Below are 19935 nucleotides of genomic sequence, written 5' to 3'. Positions count from 1 at the left end.
TTCCGCCGGACAGCCGTCGGCAGACGCGCTTCTTTGGTGACTTTCTTGTCGCGGACAAGAAAGTTACTCGCCCGCCGGTGCGAAAAACCGGCCTCTGCAAGAAAAGCGACAAGTACAGCACAAACAAGAAGCACAGCACATAAACAAAAGGCTGCTAACTCAACAAAGAGTTAACAGCCTTTTTCAGCCTCCAGCGCTTACACAGCAAGCGCCACCTGCTATCAAAAATTCAAAGCATCACTCCACACGGAATACGCCGGACGGCTTGAACGTCCACCCCGTGGTCTTGCCCTTGGAAGCCCGCTTGCCCGCCGCTGCATTCAGCGAACGAATCTCCAACTGCTCCTCCTTCTCTTTACCGCCACGGTTGGCTACGCCCGTCACGCGGATGGAGCGGGTGTAGGCGGCAGCACCGGCCAGCGATTCGCCATCGTCCAGCTTCATCAGCTGCAAACCACGGCCACCATTGGCAACCTTGAGTTCCGACAGCGCATAAGTCAGCACCGTGCAGGCGGTGCTTACGCAGGCCACGTGCGTGGCTTCGGGCAGGGCCACGCTGCCGTTGGTGCCGCCAATGACGGAGGGCTGGCACAGGGTTTCGCCCTCCTGAATGGTGACAAAGCCCTTGCCGCCCTTGTTGCGGGCGCACATGGATTCGACCTTGGCGATAAAGCCATAGCCGCCGCTGCCGCTCATGAGCAAGGTAGCGGTCACCGGCCCGGCAAAGTAGCTGGTGATGGTGGTGCCGGCTTCCAAATCGATCAGGGTGTTGATGGGCTGGCCATCCCCGCGCCCGCCCGGCAGGGTGGCCACGGCCACGCTGTAGACACGGCCGTTGTTGCCAAAGACGATGAGCTGATCGACGGTGCGGCACTCAAACGTGCCCCACAGCTGGTCACCCGCCTTGAAGCTGAAGTTGCCCGCCTCGTGGCCGTGGCCCTTGTGGGTACGCACCCAGCCTTTGTCGGAAATGATGACGGTGACGGGCTCGTCCGGCACCTTGATCTCGGCGGTGACTTTTTTCTCTTCCTGAATGAGGGTGCGGCGCGCGTCGGCAAAGGTTTTGGCGTCGGCCTCAATCTCTTTAATCATCAGGCGCTGCAGGCTCTTGGGGTTGGCCAGAATGTCTTGCAGCTTGCCTTCTTCTTCGCGCAGCTCGTTCAATTCCTTTTCGATCTTGATGGCTTCCAGCCGTGCCAGTTGGCGCAGGCGGATTTCCAGAATGTCTTCGGCCTGGCGGTCGGAGAGCTGAAAACGGTCAATCAGCGCCTGCTTGGGCTCGTCGCTCTCGCGGATGATGGCAATCACCTCGTCGATGTTGAGCAGCACGATCTGGCGGCCTTCCAGAATGTGGATGCGGGCCTGCACTTTCTCCAGGCGGTGCTGCGAGCGGCGGGTGATGGTGGTCTGGCGGAACTGCACCCACTCTTCGAGCATGCGGCGCAGCGACTTTTGCACGGGCTTGCCGTCCAGCCCGATCAGGGTCAGGTTGATGCTGGCATTGCTCTCCAGGCTGGTATACGCCAGTAAGGTGGTGATGAGGTCTTGCTGGGGCGTTTTGCCGGTTTTGGGCTCAATCACCAGACGCACGGGCGCGTCTTTGCTGGACTCGTCGCGCACCCCGTCCAGCACGCTCAATATGGTGGCTTTGAGTTGCTGCTGGTCTTGCGTCAGCGCCTTTTTACCGGTCTTGACCTTGGGGTTGGAGAGTTCTTCGATCTCTTCCAAGATTTTTTGGGCGGATACGCCGGGCGGCAGCTCATTGACCACCATTTGCCACTGCCCGCGGGCCATTTCCTCAATCGTCCAGCGCGCGCGCACTTTGAGGCTGCCACGGCCGGTGGCGTAGGCGTGGCGAATGTCTTGCGCGCTGCTGATGATCTGGCCGCCACCGGGGTAGTCGGGGCCGGGGATCAGGGCGTACAGCTCGTCGTCGGTCAGCGCGGGTTTTTTGACCAATGCCACGCAGGCATCGGCCACTTCGCGCAGGTTGTGGCTGGGGATTTCAGTGGCCATGCCCACCGCAATGCCGCTGGCACCGTTGAGCAGCGAAAACGGCAGGCGTGCAGGCAACTGGCTGGGTTCCTGCGTGCTGCCGTCGTAATTGGGCACAAAGTTGACCGTGCCTTCGTCGATTTCATCCAGCAGCAGCGTGGTGATTTTGGACAGGCGCGCTTCGGTGTAGCGCATGGCGGCAGCGCCGTCGCCGTCACGGCTGCCAAAGTTGCCCTGGCCGTCGATCAGCGGGTAGCGCTGGTTGAAGTCTTGCGCCATGCGCACGAGGGCGTCGTACGCGGACTGGTCACCGTGCGGGTGAAAGCGGCCCAGCACATCACCTACCACGCGGGCGGATTTGACGGGCTTGGCCGCCGTGTTGTTGTTGGTGCCGGAGTAGCTCAGGCCCATACGGTCCATGGCGTACAGAATGCGGCGCTGTACGGGCTTCATGCCGTCGGCCACATCGGGCAGGGCGCGGCCCTTGACCACGCTCAGCGCGTATTCCAGATACGCACGCTGGGCGTACTGGCCCAGCTCTAGCGCGTCGCCTGCGGCCTGGGTGGCCAAGTCCAGCAACTGGGGCTTGGCGGGAGTGGAGATAGCTTCGACTTCGGGTTGATCGCTCATGGTTTCTTCGTTATTGGCAGCAGTGGCGGGCGTCTCCTCCAACGCCCATCCCTGCTCATGGGGTGCGGCAGGCCCCGTCAGTTTTGCACTGCGGAGCCTGCTGGTAAGGTCATGCGAAAGCGGCTGTCATCCGTGGGGCTGCGCGTGAGCTGTGCAGTACCACCATACAGGCTGATGCTGCTGTCAGTGGCCAGGGTGGATTGCAGGCTAGCGTACAGAGTCATCACGGTTTTGACGTAGTTTTGGGTTTCTTTGTACGGTGGAATTTTGTTGCCATAGCGCTGCACTGCGCCTTCACCGGCGTTGTAGGCGGCCACGACCAAGTCAGTGCGCCCGGGGAACAAGCTTTGCAGATAGCGCACATAGCGCGCGCTGACGGGCACATTGATGGCCGGGTCTTTGAGCTTTTGCGCAATCGAGCGTTTTTGATCGCCCGCCACGCCAAAGCGTGCTGCCGTATCGGGGATGACTTGCATCAGCCCAATCGCCCCTGCGGGAGACACTGCCGAGGCGTTAAAGCCCGACTCTGCCGTGGCGATGGCTTTGAGCAGTTGCTCGTCCACCCCCACTTTGGAGGCTGCAGCACGGATGTGCTTGGCATGCAGCTTGTAGCCCACGCTGCTGGCAAAGTAACGCGTGGCGGCGTTGCGGTCTTTCTCCGAAGCCACCGCCAACTGCGCTGCCGCGTTGCGGATATCGACAAACAGGGGGCCGTCGCCCGGCTCCAGCGTACTCATGGAAAAGCGCTGGTAACGCTCGTCCACCCGCTCATTGGCGTAATGCAGCACGCCGCTGGGGTCTACAAAAAACCAAGTCTGCGCCTGGGCGAGCGACACCGCACCCAACCCCAGCGCCACGCACACGGCGCGCGCCAACCCACCACGCAGCCGCGCCGAGGCACGGCGGCAAAGATTGCGAATGGCTATGGAGGTAGGATTGTTGTTAGTCATTGCTCACATTTAAGCACCCGGTGGGCGATTTGCCCAAGCCCTACACCCTCAACGCGCGCAGGGATTTGGCCCATTCCACCCGAATGCTGAAGATGGCGTCAGACAAGTGCGCAGCTGCTGTGGGGGCACGGCAGCTCGGGCACTTTAGATGTCCACCACCACTTCGTCGCCGTGCACTTCCATCAACTCGCGGCGCGCGGCGGCTTCGCCCTTGCCCATGAGTTGGTCAAAAATTTCGGCAGAGGCGGCGGCGTCCAAGCCGCTGACTTGCACGGGCAGCAAGCGGCGTGTGTCGGGGTTGAGCGTGGTTTCCCACAGTTGCTCGGCATTCATCTCGCCCAAGCCTTTGAAGCGGCTGATCTGGCACTTCTCACGCGCCACGCCTTCCTTGGCGGCTTTGTCGAGGATGGCATTGAGCTCGCCCTCATCCAGGGCGTACACCTTGGCAGCAGGCTTTTTGCCGCGGGCAGGTACATCGACCCGGAACAGCGGCGGCAGGGCGATGTACACATGGCCAGTTTCAATCAGCTTGGGGAAGTGTTTGAAGAACAGCGTGAGCAGCAGCACCTGGATGTGGGAGCCGTCCACGTCCGCATCGCTCAAGATGCAAATCTTGCCGTAGCGCAGGCCGTTCAAGTCGGGTTCATCATTAGGGCCGTGGGGATCGACACCAATCGCTACCGAAATGTCATGCACCTCGTTGTTGGCAAACAGGCGGTCACGGTCCACTTCCCAGGTGTTGAGCACCTTGCCGCGCAGGGGCAGCACGGCTTGCGTCTCTTTGTTGCGGCCCATTTTGGCGGAGCCACCGGCGGAGTCGCCCTCCACCAGGAACACCTCGTTGTCGGCAATATCCCGGCTTTCGCAATCGGTGAGCTTGCCGGGCAGCACGGCCACACCGCTTCCCTTGCGCTTTTCCACCTTCTGGCCCGCTTTTTGGCGGGTTTGCGCGGCCTTGATGGCCAACTCGGCCAGCTTTTTGCCGTGCTCCACATGGGCGTTGAGCCACAGCTCCATGGCGGGCTTCACAAAGCCCGAGACCAGGCGCACGGCATCGCGGCTGTTGAGCTTTTCTTTGACCTGGCCCTGGAACTGAGGATCGAGCACCTTAGCAGAGAGCACAAAGCTGGCACGCGCGAACACGTCGTCGGGCATGAGCTTGACGCCCTTGGGCAGCAGGGCATGCAACTCGATAAAGCTTTTGACGGCCTGGAACAGGCCATCGCGCAGGCCGCTTTCGTGCGTGCCGCCGGCGGTGGTGGGAATCAGGTTGACATAGCTCTCGCGCATGGGCGCGCCCAGCTCGGTAAAGGCCAAGCACCAAGCGGCACCTTCGCCTTCGCTAAAAGCTTCGCTGTGCTTGTCGGCATAGCCCTCGCCTTCCAACAGCGGGATGACGGCGTCGGCGGTGAGGGATTGCTCCAGATAGTCTTTGAGGCCACCCTTGTACTGCCACTGCTGAACGTCTTTGTTCTTCTCATTGGTCAGCGTGACGCTGACGCCGGGCATGAGTACAGCCTTGGAGCGCAGCAGGTGTACCAGCTCGCCCATGGGCAGGTTGGCGCTATCAAAGTATTTAGCGTCGGGCCACACGCGCACCGTGGTGCCTTGCTTGCGGTCACCGCTGGCGATGGGGCGGGTGGTGAGGGGCTCCACCACATCACCGCCCGAGAAGGTCAAGCTGGCCACTTGGCCATCACGGAACACCGTGACTTCCAAGCGTGTGGACAGCGCATTCGTCACCGACACGCCCACGCCGTGCAGACCGCCCGAGAAGCTGTATGCACCGCCATTGCCTTTGTCAAACTTGCCGCCCGCATGCAGACGGGTGAAGACCAGCTCCACCACCGGTGCACCTTCTTCCGGGTGCAGGCCAAAGGGAATGCCACGGCCATCGTCTTCCACACTGACCGAGCCGTCAGTGTGCAACGTGACTTTGATTTTTTTGCCGTATCCGGCCAGGGCTTCGTCGGCCGCGTTGTCGATCACCTCTTGCAGGATGTGCAGGGGGTTGTCGGTGCGGGTGTACATACCGGGGCGCTGCTTGACGGGCTCCAAGCCCTTGAGGACGCGGATTGAGCCTTCCGAATAAGCGGATGCAGAAGTAGAGGGTTTAGCTGCCATGGGGGCGGATTGTAGTTCCGGCCACAGCTCGGTGCTGGATAAATTCACAGTAACCAATCGGGAACTCCGGCTTGCGCAAAACAACCATCGTGCCATTCGATGGCTGCTTTGCGCAATCCGTATCCCGTATGTTGCAGCTTTGCGCAGCGTGTTTCGCTACATTGCGGCATATGCAACACAACACACCACCATCATCCACGCAGCGTTTGCCCATGCTGCAAGTCCTGCTGTGCGGGGGCATGGTCGTCACGCTGGCCATGGGCATACGCCACGGCTTTGGCCTGTGGCTGCTGCCCATCACGCAAGACATGGGCTGGACGCGCGAGAGCTTTTCGCTGGCAATTGCCATCCAGAACCTGTCGTGGGGAGTGTTTGGCATTTTTGTCGGCATGATTGCCGACCGCATCGGCGCCTTCAAGGTGCTGCTGTGTGGCGCGGTGCTGTATGCACTGGGGCTGGTGGGCATGGCCTTGTCGCCCAATACCTTGTTGTTTGCCTTGACCACCGGCGTGGTGATTGGCGCGGCACAGGCCGGTACCACCTATGCCGTGATCTACGGCGTACTGGGGCGCCAGATTCCGCCCCAGCGCCGCAGCTGGGCCATGGGGGTAACCGCAGCGGCGGGCTCGTTCGGCCAATTTTTTATGGTGCCCGTCGAAGGCACGCTGATTGCCCAATTTGGCTGGAGCAATGCCTTGCTGATTTTGGCGGCGATGGTCCTCATCATTGCCGTGCTGGCCTTTGGCCTGCGCGAGCCCGGCTTTGGCGCAGGCGCTGCGCCACAGCGTGAGCAGACCGTGGGACAGGCGCTCAAAGAAGCCTGGACCAACCCCAGCTTTGTGTTGTTGCTCTGCGGTTACTTTGTCTGCGGCTTTCAGGTGATGTTCATCGGCGTGCACATGCCCAGCTACCTGAAAGACTTTGGCCTGCCCCCGCACGTGGCCAGTATTGGCCTGGCGCTGGTGGGACTGTTCAATATTTTTGGCACCTACCTGGCGGGCCATCTGGGCCAAAAATACCCCATGCACAAGCGCTACGTGCTGTCGGGCATTTACGGCATGCGCTCCGTGGTCACCATCCTGTTCTTGCTGCTGCCGCTGACGCCTTGGTCGGTCTACCTCTTTACTGCGGCCATGGGCTTTCTGTGGCTGTCGACCGTGCCGCTGACCAATGCCACGATTGCCCAAATTTTTGGGGTGCAGCACCTGTCCATGCTGGGCGGCTTTGTCTTCTTCAGCCACCAGATCGGCAGCTTTATGGGGGTATGGCTGGGCGGCTACCTGTACGACGTGAATGGCAACTACCACATGGTGTGGTACTTGTCGATTGCCCTGGGCGTGTTTGCCGCACTGGTGAATCTGCCTGTGCGTGAAGCCCCCCTACAGCGCAAAACCGCCATCGCCGCTTAATATGACTGGCATGACGCCCGCACCCCACACCCCTCCCCACGCTGCACCGCTGCCCACGTGGCTGCGGGCGCTGATTTGGGCCGTCGTGCTGACTGCCTTGCTGGCTGTGTTTGCGCTGTACACACGCCCAGAATTCATGCTCACGCTGGCCGACCAGGTGTGGGCCTGCTTTTGAGTTGAGCCACGCGCTCTCACGTTAAGCAGCCTTACCCTGCACGGATGCGGCTACTGCGACGGTGGTTTGCCCAGGCTTTGTGCGGCGCTGGCCTATAGTTGGCAGCACTATGCCGAGTTCTTTGCTCCCTTCGCCCCCCGCCACGACCAGCGTGGCTGCGCCCTCTGAATGGATTCAACGCTTTGCCCACTTGCTGCCTTCACAGGCCCACGTTTTGGACGTGGCTTGCGGCACTGGCAGGCATGCGGCCTATCTGCAAGGTTTAGGCCATCGCGTGACAGGGATTGACCGCAACCCCGACGCACTGGCCCAACTGCCCGCAGGCATCCAGGCGGTGCAAGCCGATATCGAAAATGCTGCTTGGCCGCTGCCGGGCCAGCAGTTTGATGCTGTGGTGGTGACCAACTACCTGTGGCGCCCCCTGTGGCCGCAGCTGCTGGCCAGCGTGCGCGAAGGTGGCGCACTGCTTTATGAAACGTTTGCCCAGGGCAACGAAGCCTACGGCAGACCCTCGCGCCCCGATTTCTTGCTCGCCCCCGGCGAATTGCTGCAAGTGTGCGCAGGCTGGCACATCGTTGCTTACGAACACGGCCTTCGCACAGCACCCGAGCGCGTGGTGCAACGCATGGTGGCCATCCATGCCCGGCATGCCGCACCGCCCCCTTTACCGCTGATGGCGTCGCCCTGGCCAGCGCACATCTAAAACAGGAGCTGCCAGCGCAGGAAGAATCAACTTTTGCGATAGATTCATCCTTGAAAACGCTGTATAACTTGCGCTAACAGCTACTTTTTTCAAAGCATCTGCTTGGACTAGCGTGACCCACGAATGTTGCCTAGGGTCAACGCGCATACATTGCTTGCGATGTCCGTTTGCGCAGTCGTTAGAATGCCCTTTTTCCGTTTTCTCTTGCGGTCATGACCACATCTACAGTCGCCTTGAAAGGCAGCATCGTCGCCCTTGTCACCCCTATGCACGAGGACGGTAGCGTCGACTACCCCAGCCTGCGCAAATTGATTGACTGGCATGTTGCCGAAGGCACCAACTGCATCGGCGTCGTGGGCACCACAGGTGAATCCCCTACCGTGAACGTGGAGGAACACTGCGAAATCATTCGCGTGTCCGTGGAGCAAGCCGCAGGCCGCGTGCCCGTGATGGCTGGCTGCGGTGCCAACAGCACGCATGAAGCGATTGAGCTGGCCAAATTTGCCAAGAGTGTGGGTGCCGACAGCCAGCTGCAAGTGGTGCCCTACTACAACAAGCCTACGCAAGAAGGCCAGTATCAGCACTTCAAGGCCATTGCAGAAGCCGTGGGCGACCTGCCCATGATGCTCTACAACGTGCCCGGCCGCTCCGTGGCCGATATGCAGCACGACACCGTGCTGCGCTTGGCGCAAATCGACTCCATCTTCGGCATCAAAGAAGCCACCGGCAACATCGAACGCGCCCAGTGGCTGATCCGCGATGTGCCCCAGGGCTTTGGCGTGTACTCCGGTGACGACCCGACCGCCGTGGCCCTGATGCTGTGCGGCGGCCACGGCAACGTCTCGGTGACGGCCAACGTCGCGCCGCGCCTGATGAGCGAGCTGTGCGCCGCAGCGCTGGCTGGCAACATCCAGCGCGCCATGGAAATCCAGTTCAAGCTCATGCCTTTGCACAAGCACTTGTTCATCGAAGCCAACCCCATCCCCGTCAAATGGGCCGTGGCACGCATGGGCCACTGTGGCGGCACACTGCGCCTGCCCATGACCGAGTTGTCGGCCGCGTACCAGCCTGTGGTAGAAACCGCGCTGCGCAATGCAGGTTTGATTTAATTCGCATTGCTTTAACCGTCTTTGCATCACCCGAGGAATTTCCGCGTGAAAGTGACCCAAACTACCGCCCGCTTAAGCCTGATCGGCTTGGCCGTCGCACTGTCTGCATGCTCCGTCATCGAAGAGAGCAAGATCGACTACAAGAGCGCCAAGAAGGCCAGCACGCTGGAAGTCCCTCCAGACCTGACACAGCTGACCAAAGACACCCGCTACAGCGCAGCGCCTGACCGCTCCGTCTCTGCGGTGGCTTTGCAAGCAGGCCAAGCCCAGGTGCCCACGGTGGAGCGCGCAGCGCCCCTGCAAGTGGGTGATGTCGAAATCAAGCGCGATGGCGACAAGCGCTGGCTGGTGGTAAGCCGCCCCGTCGACCAACTGTGGGAACCCACCCGCGAGTTCTGGCTGGATCACGGCTTTAACCTGTCGCAGGAAAAAGCCGATCTGGGCATCATTGAAACCGAATGGGCCGAAAACCGTGCCAAGTTGCCGCAAGACATCATTCGCTCCACGCTGGGCAAGGTGTTTGACTCGCTGTACTCCACCAGCGAGCGTGACCGCTTCCGCACGCGCCTAGAGCGCCGTGCGGACGGCAAGACCGAGATATACATCACCCACCGTGGCATGGAGGAGGTCTACAGCAACAGCAACAAGGACTCCACCATCTGGCAACCCCGCCCCTCAGATCCAGAGCTGGAAACCGAATTCCTGCGCCGCCTGATGATCAAGCTGGGCACCACCGAAGAGCAGTCGCGTGCGTTGGTCGCCGCCGACAAGGCAACCACCGTGCAAGCCGCACCTTCGGCCAAAGTCAGCACCATCAACGGCCAACCCACCGTGCAACTGGCTGAGCCTTTTGACCGTGCATGGCGCCGTGTGGGTGTGGCCTTGGATCGCACGGGCTTTACCGTGGAAGACCGTGACCGCTCCAAGGGCGTGTACTTCGTGCGTTACGTAGCACCCAACCCAGATACGCAAGAAAAGAAAAAGGGCTGGTTCAGCGGCTGGTTCAGCTCCAAGCCCGAAAACAAGCCAGGTCAGTACCAAATTGCGGTGCGCAGCGAAGGTGAGCAAACCCAGGTGACCGTACTGGACTCCAAGGGACAGCCCGAAAAACAAGCTGCACAGCGCATCGTGCGCGTAATTGCAGATGATCTGAAGTAATTACAGGCTTCAGCGCCACCGCTCCAAAAACCGCTTGCCGCATGCAAGCGGTTTTTTTATGCCTCTGCATTGCACAAGCTGCAGAGGCAGCAACGGCTTCATTGCATATGTGGCTGCGCGTACATGCCAGCAGCAACACACACCGACAGATCAAAAGACAAAGAAAAACCCGCTGTGTATGCACACAGCGGGTTTTTCTTGGCTTACTCCTGCCGAAGCAGGAGCAACGCTGAATTACTTAGCGGATTCGATAGCGGACTTGGCAGCTTCAGCAGCCTTGTCAGCTTCAGCCTTGGCGGCGTCAACAGCTTGCTCAGCAGCAGGAGCAACGGCTTCAGCAGCAGGTGCAGCAGCTTCAGGAGCGGCTACAGGAGCTTCCACAGCAGGAGCTGCAGCTTCAGGAGCGGGTGCTTCCACAGCAGGAGCTGCAGGTGCCACAGGAGCTTCTTCCTTCTTGCCGCAAGCGACCAGAGCAGCAGAAGCGATAACGGTTGCCAAGATGAAAGCGTTCTTCATATCTATACCTCTAAGGGTTGAGAAAGGGTGCAGCGCCGTACCCATGCACGGCCGATCTGCCGCCAGCGCTGTGCCCGAAATGGACATCGTATGCACGCTAGCTTTCCCTCATCAACGCCCGCGTTACATGTTTGGTTTACAAGGCGAGTGACAGCAGTTTGTAACTTTGTGTATCTCAAGCATTCACGCTATCGGCCCACCCGGCATCCACCCACTCCGACAGCAGCTCCAGCGCATCGTCGCTGAACTGCTGCACCTCGCGCTCGCTCAAAGCGCGGGTATCGGCCAGTTTCTGCATCAGCTTGGCGTCTTTGCCGCCCGCCAGATAGCTCTCGCCGTTGATAAAGATGTGCTTGGCGTCATACATCATGCGGGTGCGGCGGTTCAGGCGCACACCTTCAATCATGGCAAAGCCCTCGGCGGGCTCAAACCAGACATTGGGCTTGGGGTCGGTCATGTACTCCCCCAAGGCGCGCTCCAGCGCCAGGGGTTCGGCCAACGCCCTCTTCAAGGCTTCGCGGGCAAACTCGTACATATCTGCCGGAATCAGGCCCGGGTTTTCTACGGCGACTTGCTTGGGGTCCTTGTAGACCACGTCTTTGGGGCACTCATCGGGCGCATCGGACATGCGCAGGAAGATTTCACGCGCCATCTCGTCTTGCTTGGGCGAGCGAAAGCCGATGGAGTACGTCATGCACTCGCCTTCAGCGATACCGTCGTGCGCCCACTTGGGGGGCAGGTAGAGCATGTCACCAGGCTCCAGCACAAATTCTTCTTCGGGCTCGAAGTTGGTCAAGATTTTGAGCGGTACGCCTTCTTGCAGCGTGAAGTCTTTTTGGCGACCAATGCGCCAGCGGCGCTTGCCGTGGGCTTGCAGCAAGAACACGTCGTAGTTGTCAAAGTGCGGGCCCACGCCGCCTTGGTCGGTGGCAAAGCTGATCATCAGATCGTCCATGCGCGCATCGGGCACAAAGCGAAACTGCTGCAGCAGTGCATGGGCGTCTTCATTGTGCAAGTCCACGCCTTGCACCAAGGCCGTCCAGCCAGGCTTGGTCAGCGCAGGCAGCTTGCGACGCGGGAAAGGCCCGTGCGAGAGTTTCCATTCGCCACCGCCCAGTTGCTCGATCAAACGCGCCTCCACGCCCTCTTCGCCCGCCAAAGCCAGCAGTTGCGCACGGTTCAAGATGGGCTTGAAGCCGGGAATGGCCTGGCGAATCAGCAAAGGCTTTTTGTGCCAGTACGTGCGCATGAATTTCTCGGGCGAAATGCCGCCCAGCAGCGTCAAAGGGGCTTTGGTGTCCATATGCGTGTTCTTTGGTTAGAGGGGGAGATGCAGCCGCTGGGACAGTCCGTCCCCGTGCACGATGGCAGGTATTTTCCTCTGAAAGCCGCTGGCTGCGATTTGCGCCGCCGCAATGCCTGTGTGTACGCCGGGCCGAATGGCGTACCCCTGCGCCCCGGCACGCCAAGGCTGCCCCGGTACAATTTCTCGCTCTTTGGCAACCAGCGCCACTGCTGGCTGGCCCCACATCAAAAGGTATGGATATGGAAATCACCCCCCAATGCGTGGTCGCACTGACCTGGACCCTCAAAGACACTTTGGGCGATGAGCTGGATGTGCTGGACGCACCCGTGGAGTTTCTCGTCGGCGGTGACGACTTGCTCAAGCGCATTGAAGAAGCGCTGCAAGGCCACACGGTGGGCGACACGCTGCAACTGCATCTGGAGCCTGAAGATGCTTTTGGCGACTATGTGGACACGCTGATCTTCTTGGAGCAGCGCACCCTGTTCCCCAAGGAGCTGGAAGAAGGCATGACTTTTGAAGGCAGTGCCTTGCCCCAAGGCTGCAATGCCGCCGCACCCAAAGACGCGCTGTACACCGTGACCGATATTTACCCCGAGCACGTGGTGCTGGACGGCAACCACCCCTTGGCTGGCATCGCTCTGCGCATTGAGATCAAGGTGGAAGCCGTGCGCGAAGCCACGGAAGAAGAAATTGGCCGCGGCAGTGCAGGTACGGGCTTTTTCCGCATCGCTCCGCCCCCCGTACCCGGCAACACCACCATTCACTAAAAAAGATAGCTGCTTGCGCTTGAATTAACTTGCTTTGCAATACTTATAGATTGGAAAGAAAGTAAATACCAGCGCCAACAGCTCCTAAAAAGAAAGCCTGCTTGCATGGCGCAAGCAGGCTTTTCTTATGGGTCAGCGCATCTGGAACGCTTCCTGGTGCATGCGCCAGCCCCAGCGTTGGCGGGCAGCTTGGCGCATGGCCTTGCCCAAACCAGCGGGGCCACACAGCCAGATATCCAGCCGTGCGCCGTACTGCGCCAAATGCTCGGGTGTCAGATAGTCGCCCTGGGCAGCATCGTGCACCTGTAGCGTCACGCGGGGCTGGGCCTGGGCGCACAAAGCCCGCAACTGCGGCAGCAGCACATCACGCTCGGCATCGCGCGTGCAGTAGTGCATATGCGCGGGGTGCAGATCCGCCGCGTTGGCCGCACCCGGCTGGCGCGCTTGCAACAGGGCCAAGAACGGGGTGATGCCAACCCCACCGGCAATCCAGACCTGCACCCGGCGGGCTGCACCTTGGCCATCAAAGTGGCCATAAGGGCCTTCAATGCGCACGGTCTGCCCTGGCTGCAAGCGGGCATGCAAGGTCTGGGTGTAGTCGCCCAGCGGCTTGATCACCAGGCGCAGCAGCTGCCGGCCATCGTCCGTGCGCGCATAGCCATCGGGAGCGCTGGCAATGGTGAAGGGGTGTGGCCCCTCCAGCCCTTCAAAGCTGGCAAACACAAACTGCCCGGGATGGTGCCCCTTCCAGCGGGTGGGCATGGCGCACACCACTTCCACAGGGTCGGTGCCCGCATCTGCGCCCAGTAGCTGCACGGCCTGCACCTGGGCGGCATAACTGTTGCGACCCCGGCCAATGCGCCCTGCTAGTGACCACAGTGCCGCACCACTGCCCAGCACCAGCAGTGCTGCCATGAGCAGGCCTATCGGCGCTTGCCAGAAAGTCAGCGGCAACAGCGCCAGCGTGTGAAACGCCAGCAACAGGTACAGCACCGGCATCACGCGGTGGATGTAGCGCCAGGGCCGGTACGGCAGCAAGCGCTGCCACAGCGTCAGCACCACCATCACCAGCAGCGCATAAAACGCAAATTCACCCACATCTTTGGCGCTGCCCCGCCAATCCACTGCCCAGCTCCACACGACTTCGCGCGCAGGGCGACCGGCTTTGCCCCAGATGTCTTTGATGAAATCGCTCGACTCATCGGCCGCCCAGTGCAGCACAGCGGCCACGGCGGCAGCAATGCCTACCCATTTGTGCAGGCGGTATACCTGATCCATGCCGCCCAGCGGCCACTCCATCCAGCGCTGGCGCAGCGACAGCAGCATGACCAGTGACATCATGCCAATGCTCCACACGCCACTCAGGTACAGCGCATGCTGGCGCAGTTGCCACCACAGCGAAGCGCCTTGTGCGCTGCCCAGTGCCTCCCAAGGCAAGGCTGCGGTTAGCCATGCAGCCGTCAACAGCAGCAACCAAGCTCCGAATGCAACGGGTACTCGCATACACCCCCCAATCTTTTTTTACTGTTTTGTTATATCTATTTTTGCCGGGCGAGCGGCCTGCCACGACCCAGCCCGGCTGGCTATCAGCGTTTGGTGCGGCTGCGCAGCACTTCGCCGGTGTTGCCATCCACCTCCAGCTTCACACGCTCGCCCTGGGCGTTCATGCCTTTGACTTCATAGCGGCCATCTGACCACTCGATCTCTTGCAGCTCGCGGTAGCCCGCCGCATCCAAACGGTCATAGATTTGGCGAATATTGAGCGAGGGCTGCTGCACCTTTGAAGCAGCTTGGGGTGCGGTTGCTGCGGTCGCTGCGGTCGCAGCAGTGGCGGCTGCGGGGGCTGTGGGCGCGCTCTGCGCGATGGCGCCCATCGAAAGCCCGGCCAACAAGCTGGCTGCTGCCCAACGGCGTGCGGTAGACAACGACAAAATCTGATGTGCGTGCATGGTGAAAACCTCCGGTTGTGTAAACAATGCCCAGCAAAGCGCTGGCTGGTGGTTATTTTTCAAAACCCACCGTGAACACAATCTGAAGCGGCGATTCATCTGCCATTCATCCGCCACCCGCTATAACCCAAGCGTTTGCACTGCAAAAAACTCCCCCACCCTTCATGCTTTACACCTCTTCACTGCGACGCAGCCATCTGCTGGCCCTGCTGGGCAGCTTGGCGCTGGGCACGGCTTTGTGGACTGGCGCTTTGCAAGGCTGGCCACAGGCCCATTCCAATGAAAGCGACCACGAACTCGCACGCCAAGCACTGCAAGCCGGCAAGGTGCTGCCGCTGCGCACGGTGCTCGACCAGGTCGAGCACCAGTTCCAGGGCCAGGTCTTGAAAGTAGAGTTCGAGCACGACGAAGGCCGCTTCATTTACGAAATGCGCCTGTTGCAAGCCAACGGCCAAATCACCAAACTCAAAGTGGATGCCGTGGATGGGCGCGTGCTCAGCGTACGGCGCAAGGGGCAAGACTGATGCGCATTTTGGTCGTTGAAGACGAACCCACACTCCTGGCTCAACTGGCGCACGCCATCACGGCGGCAGGGCACACTGTAGAAACGGCCGCCGATGGCGCCACCGCGCGGTATCTGGGTGAAGAAGAAAACTTTGATGCCGTGGTGCTGGACCTGGGGCTGCCCGTGGTCGATGGCCTCAGTGTGCTGCGCCACTGGCGTGCACAGGGGCGGCATATGCCGGTGCTCATCCTCACTGCACGCAGCGCCTGGCACGAAAAAGTCACCGGCATGGACGCCGGCGCGGATGACTACCTCTCCAAACCTTTTCACATGGAAGAGTTGCTAGCACGGCTGCGCGCCTTGCTGCGACGTCTGTCACCCCACAGCAGCGCCGAATGGCAGTGCGGCAGCATTCGCCTTGATACGCGGCAAGCCACGGTTTCCGTCGATGGCCAGCCACTGATTCTGACCAGCCATGAATTCAAAATTCTCTCGCTGCTGATGCAACGCATGGGCGAGGTGCTGTCACGCACCGAACTCTCCGAGCACCTCTACCCTCAAGACAGCGAGCGCGACTCCAACACCATCGAAGTGTTTGTGGGCCGCCTGCGCAAAAAATTGCCGCCCGGCAGCATTGAAACCGTGCGCGGTCTGGGCTATCGCCTGCACCCCGCTGACCCTGCACCATGAAGTTGCCCGCCTCGCTCTCACTGCGCCATGGTTCTTTGCGCATGCGCCTGCTGCTGGGCACCTTGATCTGGATCGCCCTGGCCATTGCTGCAGCCGGCTGGGGCTTGCGAGGTTTATTTCACGAGCACGTCAGCCAGCAACTGCAAGACCAGCTGGTGCGCCAGCTCAACCAGCTCAGCGCTTCCGTCAATTGGAGTGCTGACAGCAGCGTGGAAGTCCTGCCCCTTGCAGGCGACACCCGCTTTTCCACGCCGCTCTCGGGCCTGTACTGGCAAGTCGATGTCTTACCCCCCACCGGTGCGGCCGATGTGGGCGTGGTGCGCTCACGCTCGCTGTGGGACCAGCAACTGCCTTTGCCCGCAGACACGGCGTTCCCCGGCACCACGCCGCACGGCTACGCCGTGGTGTCCTTGCAAGACGCCCAAGGCCACGAACTGCTGGCCGTCAGCCGCCCCTTGCAGCTGCCCGACGCCAACGCCCCGCTGCTGCGCCTGACCGTGGCGGCCGATCAGGCACTGGTTGCAGAGCCTGTACAGCGCTTTACCACCATGCTGCTGACCGCACTGGGCGCCTTGGCGGCGGGCTTGGCGCTGGCCGTGGCCGTACAGCTGCAACTGGCCTTGCGCCCGCTCGATAGGCTGCGCCAGCGCCTGAGTGCCGTGCGCACCGGCCAATCCACCCAGCTGCAAGGCGATTTCCCCAATGAGCTACAGCCGCTGATCAACGAGTTCAACCACGTGCTCAGCGCCAATGCCGACATCGTGCAGCGCGCGCGCACCCAAGCGGGCAATCTGGCCCACGCCGTGCATACGCCGCTGAGCATTCTGGGCAATGCGGCTGTGCAGGAAAACAGCCCGCTGGCACAACTGGTGCAAGAGCAAGTCGCCACCGCCCAGCGCCAGGTGGACTACCACTTGGCCCGCGCACGCGCCGCAGCCGCTGTGCGCGCCACCGGCCTGCGCACGCCGGTGCAAGCCCCCGTGCAAGCACTGCTGCGCACCATGCAGCGGCTGCATGCGGCACGCGATGTGCAATTTGAACAAATCGGCAGTGCCGATACCCTGGCTTTTCGCGGTGAAGCGCAGGACCTGTTCGAGATGCTGGGCAATTTGCTGGACAACGCAGGCAAATGGGCGCGCCACCATGTGCGGCTGCAGGTCACGCGCGAAGGCGCGCTGCTGTGCTTTACGGTAGATGACGACGGCCCCGGCATTCCGGCGGCCCAGCGCCAGCAAATTTTTGAGCGTGGCCAGCGGCTGGACGAGCAACGCCCCGGCGCAGGTTTGGGGCTGGACATTGTGCGTGAGCTGGCCCACACCTACGGCGGCACCGTGGCCGCCGATGCCTCGCCCTTGGGCGGCCTGCGCATGCGGCTGTGTCTGCCTGCGGCGCTGCAATAGGGTTGCTGAGCAACCACGCTGCATTCAAAAACAAGAGCTGATAGCGCTTGATCTGCAAGCACTTCAACACACAAAGCATCGGAAAGCTTTGTAATACCAGCGCCAACAGCTATCAAAATAAAAGCCTGCATCCTTACAAGGAGGCAGGCTGGCGTTGAGGCTGGGGCAGCTTCAGCCACCCCACACAACGCAAAGCGCTTATTGCTTGCCGGTCGAACCGTAGCCGCCCTCGCCGCGCTCAGACACCGCTTCAAACTCGTCCACCAGGTTGAACGTGGGCTGCACCACGGGCACGACCACCAGCTGGGCCAGGCGGTCCATAGGCTGCAGGGTGAAAGCGGTAGGCGAGCGGTTCCAGGCGCTGACCATCAGCTGACCCTGGTAGTCCGAATCAATCAGTCCCACCAGATTGCCTAGCACGATGCCGTGCTTGTGGCCCAGCCCCGAGCGCGGCAGGATCATCGCGGCGTAGCCCGGGTCCTTGAGGTAGATGGCCATGCCCGTCGGAATCAGCTGCCACTGGCCGGGCTCCAAGGTGACGGGCGCGTCAATGCAGGCGCGCAAATCAAGGCCAGCGCTGCCGGGCGTGGCGTAAGCGGGCATGTTTTCGCGCAGTCGCGCGTCAAGAATCTTCAGGTCAACGTTCATAGCAAGCGTATTCGGTGCCGGCAACCACGGCAACGTGCTGCCCGGCCAAAACTAAGAAGGCGCGTATTGTGCCGGGCCCAGGGCGCCAGCGCAGCCCGCACGGGCATGTCAGGCCGATTCGCTGGCCGAGCGAATGCCGCGGCGCACCGCATTGATGATGGCAAACAGCAGCACCAGCACCCCCAAGCCCGGCAAGGCCACGCTAAGGGCAGCCAGGATCAGCAAGCCCACCACGCGCCCCGGCGTGAGCCGAAACCATAAGTTGCGCTGGCCTGCGGCGGGCGCAGCTGTCTTCGGCAGGGTCTGCCGCGTGGCACCGGGCTTGCGCTCTGCCGCCTTGGCGGGCGTCTTGCCCGCTTTACCTGGGCTGGCAGCCTGCGCCTGCTGCTGGGCTTGCTGCTGGGCCTGCGCCACGGCGGCCTGAGCCCGCTCGCGCAGCCGCGTCAGCACTGAGCCTGACTGAGCCCCGGGCGACAGCACCGCCCCAGAAAAATCGCTGCGACTGGCTTCTTCCAGCACCTGCCCCAAACGCTGGTGCAACGGACTGGCGCGCAGCAGTTCATCGACATAGCGCGCATAGTCACCACCGCGGGGGCCTTCGTAATTGGAAATTGACATGGAGTTCAGCCTCGCAGGTATCGGTCAGTCACTGGCGTGGAGCACGCATCAGGGGCGAGGTGCCGGCGGCAGGCGCCGCGCCAGCTCCTGCACCAGTTGCACGCCCAGTGCAGCCTTGCTGGCACGTGGCAGCTCACGGTGGCCGTGGGCGTCCACAAGCAGCAAGGCGTTGTCGTCTTGCCCGAAGGTGGCCGGGCCGATATTGCCCACCAGCAGCGGCACGCCCTTGCGCGCACGTTTGGCGGTGGCGTGCGCCAGCAAATCATGGCTTTCTGCCGCAAACCCCACGCAGTAAAGATCGCCACGCTGTGCGCGCTCGGACTGGGCCACGGTGGCGAGGATGTCGGGGTTCTCCACAAAGGCCAGCGCAGGCACTTCGCCTGAGCCATCCTTTTTGATTTTTTGATCGTTAAAACTGGCCGGACGCCAGTCTGCAACTGCGGCAGTCGCTATAAAAATACTTGCTTGAGCGACGTGGCTTTGCACGGCATCCAGCATCTGCCGGGCCGACTGCACATTGATGCGCTGCACGCCCCGGGGCGTGGGCAAATGCACTGGCCCAGCGACCAGCGTGACCTCAGCCCCCGCCGCCTTCGCCGCAGCGGCAATCGCAAAACCCATCTTGCCGCTGGACAGATTGGTGATGCCGCGCACCGGATCAATCGCCTCAAACGTAGGGCCAGCGGTGATGAGCAACTGGTGCCCGGCCAGCACCTTGGGGGCAAAAAAGGCGGCAATGTCTTCGATCAGTTCTTCGGGCTCCAGCATGCGGCCATCGCCGGTTTCGCCGCAGGCCTGGTCGCCCACGCCCACGCCCAGCACCTGCGCGCCGTCCGCGGCAGCTTGGGCAAAGTTGCGTTGCGTGGCGGGGTGGGCCCACATCTCTCGGTTCATGGCCGGGGCCAGCAGCAGCGGCACCCGCTCGATGGGGCGCGCAATGCACAGCAGGCTGAGCAACTCATCGGCCCGCCCCTGGGCCAGCTTGCCCACAAAGTCGGCACTGCACGGCGCGATAACGATGGCATCGGCCTCACGGCTTAAGTTAATGTGGGGCATGTTGTTGCCCTCGCGGGCATCCCACTGCGAGGTATAGACCGTGCGGCCCGACAGCGCCTGCATGGTCACCGGGGTGATGAACTGCTCGGCGGCCTCGGTCATCACCACCTGCACGGTGGCCCCTGCCTTGGTCAGCAGACGGCATAAATGTGCCGTCTTGTAACAAGCAACGCCCCCTGAGAGGCCCAAAACAATGTGTTTGCCAACGAGTTCTTGCATGGCGCGAA

19 protein-coding genes are annotated in these 19935 nt (G+C 61.5%); 9 read left to right on the top strand and 10 right to left on the bottom strand.

The features are described 5' to 3' along the window. Positions 1-237: 237 nt before the first annotated feature. The 3 genes from parC to B3R00_RS10785 form a co-directional block, all read right to left on the bottom strand. Positions 238-2625 carry a DNA topoisomerase IV subunit A gene (gene parC, locus B3R00_RS10795; RefSeq protein ID WP_286999019.1) on the bottom strand — a complete coding sequence of 796 codons (2388 nt, stop codon included), beginning with the start codon at positions 2623-2625 and terminating at the stop codon, positions 238-240. A 77-nt stretch (positions 2626-2702) separates the two neighbouring features. Next, a complete protein-coding gene (locus tag B3R00_RS10790) occupies positions 2703-3575 on the bottom strand; it encodes a lytic transglycosylase domain-containing protein (protein WP_219164069.1) in 873 nt (290 codons plus the stop codon). 144 nt (positions 3576-3719) lie between these two features. After that, positions 3720-5699, bottom strand: a complete 1980-nt coding sequence (locus B3R00_RS10785; protein ID WP_286999018.1) for a DNA topoisomerase IV subunit B — start codon at positions 5697-5699, stop codon at positions 3720-3722. 212 nt (positions 5700-5911) lie between these two features. Here B3R00_RS10785 and B3R00_RS10780 point away from each other — a divergent pair, with 212 nt between their 5' ends. From B3R00_RS10780 to bamC, 5 genes are all read left to right on the top strand, one after another. Then, positions 5912-7108 carry an MFS transporter gene (locus tag B3R00_RS10780; RefSeq protein WP_219164709.1) on the top strand — a complete coding sequence of 399 codons (1197 nt, stop codon included), beginning with the start codon at positions 5912-5914 and terminating at the stop codon, positions 7106-7108. A 10-nt stretch (positions 7109-7118) separates the two neighbouring features. Further along, the gene (locus tag B3R00_RS10775) at positions 7119-7283 is read left to right on the top strand and encodes a hypothetical protein (RefSeq protein WP_286999145.1); all 165 of its coding nucleotides are present in this window, start codon (positions 7119-7121) and stop codon (positions 7281-7283) included. Between the two features lie 109 nt (positions 7284-7392). Continuing rightward, on the top strand, positions 7393-7986 hold the full coding sequence (locus B3R00_RS10770) for a class I SAM-dependent methyltransferase (RefSeq protein WP_286999017.1): 594 nt from the start codon (positions 7393-7395) through the stop codon (positions 7984-7986). 212 nt (positions 7987-8198) lie between these two features. After that, a complete protein-coding gene (gene dapA, locus B3R00_RS10765; protein WP_174862509.1) occupies positions 8199-9095 on the top strand; it encodes a 4-hydroxy-tetrahydrodipicolinate synthase in 897 nt (298 codons plus the stop codon). Between the two features lie 51 nt (positions 9096-9146). Further along, the gene (bamC, locus tag B3R00_RS10760) at positions 9147-10253 is read left to right on the top strand and encodes an outer membrane protein assembly factor BamC (protein ID WP_286999134.1); all 1107 of its coding nucleotides are present in this window, start codon (positions 9147-9149) and stop codon (positions 10251-10253) included. Positions 10254-10487: 234 nt separating this feature from the next. Here bamC and B3R00_RS10755 read toward each other — a convergent pair whose 3' ends face one another. Both B3R00_RS10755 and B3R00_RS10750 read right to left on the bottom strand, forming a co-directional pair. Continuing rightward, positions 10488-10769, bottom strand: coding sequence for a hypothetical protein (locus B3R00_RS10755; RefSeq protein ID WP_219164066.1), 282 nt, complete (start codon positions 10767-10769; stop codon positions 10488-10490). 175 nt (positions 10770-10944) lie between these two features. After that, on the bottom strand, positions 10945-12072 hold the full coding sequence (locus B3R00_RS10750; protein ID WP_286999016.1) for a cupin domain-containing protein: 1128 nt from the start codon (positions 12070-12072) through the stop codon (positions 10945-10947). Between the two features lie 242 nt (positions 12073-12314). Here B3R00_RS10750 and B3R00_RS10745 point away from each other — a divergent pair, with 242 nt between their 5' ends. Next, entirely contained in the window at positions 12315-12842 is a 528-nt protein-coding gene (locus tag B3R00_RS10745; RefSeq protein ID WP_286999015.1) for an FKBP-type peptidyl-prolyl cis-trans isomerase, read from the top strand. A 132-nt stretch (positions 12843-12974) separates the two neighbouring features. Here B3R00_RS10745 and B3R00_RS10740 read toward each other — a convergent pair whose 3' ends face one another. Further along, positions 12975-14345: a ferredoxin reductase family protein gene (locus B3R00_RS10740; RefSeq protein WP_286999014.1), complete on the bottom strand. Its 1371-nt coding sequence runs from the start codon at positions 14343-14345 to the stop codon at positions 12975-12977. An 83-nt stretch (positions 14346-14428) separates the two neighbouring features. Then, positions 14429-14791: a PepSY domain-containing protein gene (locus B3R00_RS10735; RefSeq protein WP_286999013.1), complete on the bottom strand. Its 363-nt coding sequence runs from the start codon at positions 14789-14791 to the stop codon at positions 14429-14431. Between the two features lie 164 nt (positions 14792-14955). Here B3R00_RS10735 and B3R00_RS10730 point away from each other — a divergent pair, with 164 nt between their 5' ends. The 3 genes from B3R00_RS10730 to B3R00_RS10720 are packed head-to-tail and all read left to right on the top strand — an operon-like array spanning position 14956 to position 17386. Next, positions 14956-15315 (top strand): PepSY domain-containing protein, encoded by a 360-nt coding sequence (locus B3R00_RS10730; RefSeq protein WP_286999012.1) that lies wholly within the window; start codon positions 14956-14958, stop codon positions 15313-15315. After that, positions 15315-15986: a response regulator transcription factor gene (locus B3R00_RS10725; RefSeq protein ID WP_286999011.1), complete on the top strand. Its 672-nt coding sequence runs from the start codon at positions 15315-15317 to the stop codon at positions 15984-15986. Before B3R00_RS10730 ends, B3R00_RS10725 begins: the two co-directional genes overlap by 1 nt. Continuing rightward, positions 15983-17386 (top strand): sensor histidine kinase, encoded by a 1404-nt coding sequence (locus B3R00_RS10720; protein ID WP_286999010.1) that lies wholly within the window; start codon positions 15983-15985, stop codon positions 17384-17386. Before B3R00_RS10725 ends, B3R00_RS10720 begins: the two co-directional genes overlap by 4 nt. Before the next feature lie 198 nt (positions 17387-17584). On the opposite strand, the gene dut is transcribed toward B3R00_RS10720, so the two are convergent. The 3 genes from dut to coaBC form a co-directional block, all read right to left on the bottom strand. Next, a complete protein-coding gene (dut, locus tag B3R00_RS10715; protein WP_219164059.1) occupies positions 17585-18034 on the bottom strand; it encodes a dUTP diphosphatase in 450 nt (149 codons plus the stop codon). 108 nt (positions 18035-18142) lie between these two features. Next, complete coding sequence (locus B3R00_RS10710; RefSeq protein ID WP_286999009.1) at positions 18143-18652, bottom strand: hypothetical protein; 510 nt, start codon at positions 18650-18652, stop codon at positions 18143-18145. A gap of 48 nt (positions 18653-18700) precedes the next feature. After that, the gene (gene coaBC, locus B3R00_RS10705) at positions 18701-19927 is read right to left on the bottom strand and encodes a bifunctional phosphopantothenoylcysteine decarboxylase/phosphopantothenate--cysteine ligase CoaBC (RefSeq protein WP_286999008.1); all 1227 of its coding nucleotides are present in this window, start codon (positions 19925-19927) and stop codon (positions 18701-18703) included. Positions 19928-19935: the final 8 nt, after the last annotated feature.

The organism is Comamonas sp. UBA7840, from assembly GCF_002501455.1.
Taxonomy (GTDB): domain Bacteria; phylum Pseudomonadota; class Gammaproteobacteria; order Burkholderiales; family Burkholderiaceae_C; genus Comamonas; species Comamonas jiangduensis.
This window is presented reverse-complemented; position numbering and strand designations above follow the sequence as displayed.